Below are 2,010 nucleotides of genomic sequence, written 5' to 3' on the forward strand. Positions count from 1 at the left end.
GCCGTGCGGCTTGTAGCCGTGGTGGCCGTGGTGGCCGTGGTGGCCGTGGTCGTCATCGTCCTGCTCCACGATGATGATCACGTCCTCCCAGACCGTGCAGTCGTAGCTGCCGCCCTCGGTGGCCTCGTCCTCCGTGGGGAGGAGGCCAGTGACGGTGGTAGTGATGGCGGCGCCGGCGGCGGTGATGTCGTTGTGGCAGAAGTTGACGTTGCTGTCGTCGATGTCAATCGGGAGAATGTCTTGGGCGTTGGCGGGCGACGCGAACAGCAGCATCGCCACGGTGATGGCGGAAGCTGCGCCAATCTTCTTCAACATGAAACTGACTCCTTAGTGTGTTCGATGAAGCAAGGGCTGGCTGCGTCGTCGGCGTTCCCCCGGCCGCACTGGCCGGCGACGTCGATATCGTCGGTGAACGCGGGCGAGGCCACCATCACGAGGCTCGTGGCGATGGGAGTCGTCGCTGCGCCTGCATCAGCACGAGCTTCTCTCCTTGAATGCACTTCGTCGCACCGAACGGGATCCTCCCGTTCCGGTGCGAAACATACCCAACCCGCGCTCCGACCAATAAGCGGTGACCTACGATCGTGTGATCTTTTCTTTTTCCGGTTTGGTCGCGGCGTGCGACCGGTAGCCCGGACGGGTGACGTAGGCTTTCCGTCCTGTGGACGCCGGCGGGGTGGTGCGCGAGTACCTGGTGCTCGGGCTGCGGCTCGACCGCCTGCACCCCGGTCTGGTCGACTCGTTCACCGGCGACCGGGCGCTGCGCCGCGCGGTGGACAACGAACCGAAGCCGCACCCGGCCGCGCTGGCGTCTCAAGCCGCTCAGCTGCGCCGCGAGCTCGCGGGCACCGACCTCCACCCGACGCGCAAACGCTTCGATGTTGGCGCCCGTTTCCGAACTACTGCGGTTGCATGAGTCGACGGCTGGTGATGCGGATCATGGCCCATCGGACCATCGCCTCGTGGTGGTGACGTAGTCGTTCGTAGTCACGGACGCAGCGCGGTGACCGGTGATCCAGGCACAGGGTTCTTTCCACCACCCAGCGGCGGGGCAGCACCGTGAAGCAGGGAAGTTCGGGGCGTTTGACGATCTGCACCACCAGGCCCAGGGTGGTGCGGGCCCAGTCGGGCAGGCCACCAGTGTAGCCGCCGTCGGCCCACACCAGGGCGACGCGCCCGCCAGCGGTGTCGCGCATCCGGCGCAGCAGGCTGCGGGCGGCGACCCGGTCCTGCGCGGAGGCCGGGGTCACCAGTACCGCCATCAGGAAGCCGACGGTGTCCACGACGATGTGACGCTTGCGGCCGTTGACCTTCTTGCCCGCGTCGTAACCGCGGGTCGTCTTCCCGACCGTCTCGGCCGCGCGTACCGACTGCGAGTCGACGATCGCCGCCGAGGGCGCCGCGACCCGACCCGCAGCCGGCCGGGCGCGGTCGCGCAGCCCGTCGAGCAGCCGCTGCGTCGCACCGGCCTTCTCCCACAGGGCAAAGCGTTTGTAGACCGTGGGCCACGGCGGGAAGTCCGCGGGCAGGGCGCGCCACTTGATGCCGTTGTCCACCACGTACAGGATCGCGTCGACGATCAGGCGGCGGCAGTGCTTCTCCCGAGGCCCGCCCCGACCTGCGAGCCACGCCGGATCGGGCAACAGCGGATCGAGCACCGCCCGCTGGGCATCGGTGACGTCGGTGGGATACCGGCGGGCCCGCCGGGTGGGCTCGAGGGACGAGGCCAGACGGCAACACGGGGCACCCGCGGTGACACCGCCGGCGGGGATCGGGCACGATAACAACGGAACTCCTGGTGGAACGGCGCATAGACGCCGTCCGATCTACCAGGAGTTCCCTCGTCTCCGCACCGAAGGCCCTCACCCGCCCTCAGTTCGGAAACGGGCGCTTGACGTCGCCGCCTGCCTCTCCGGCACGCTCACTCTCCTCTGCGCGATCCCGACTCTTCCGGAGTCTTCGGTGATCCCCGGACGTCGAGGCCCGCAGTGGAATGGTCACCCAGGAATC

The 2,010-nt window shown here is 68.3% G+C and carries 3 protein-coding genes; 1 reads left to right on the top strand and 2 read right to left on the bottom strand.

What is annotated here, in order from left to right:
- The coding region (locus FM051_RS49805; RefSeq protein ID WP_202919536.1) for a hypothetical protein at positions 1–315 on the bottom strand (315 nt) is incomplete at its 3' end.
- Positions 316–661: 346 nt separating this feature from the next.
- On the opposite strand from FM051_RS49805, the gene FM051_RS49810 reads away from it, so the two are divergent.
- Positions 662–916 (top strand): hypothetical protein, encoded by a 255-nt coding sequence (locus FM051_RS49810; RefSeq protein ID WP_202919537.1) that lies wholly within the window; start codon positions 662–664, stop codon positions 914–916.
- Here the strand turns inward: FM051_RS49810 and FM051_RS49815 are convergent.
- Positions 900–1,787: an IS5 family transposase gene (locus FM051_RS49815; protein ID WP_420803678.1), complete on the bottom strand. Its 888-nt coding sequence runs from the start codon at positions 1,785–1,787 to the stop codon at positions 900–902. The genes FM051_RS49810 and FM051_RS49815 overlap by 17 nt on opposite strands.
- Between the last annotated feature and the right edge of the window lie 223 nt (positions 1,788–2,010).

It is taken from the genome of Saccharothrix deserti, assembly GCF_009769385.1.
Classification (GTDB): Bacteria; Actinomycetota; Actinomycetes; order Mycobacteriales; family Pseudonocardiaceae; genus Actinosynnema; species Actinosynnema deserti.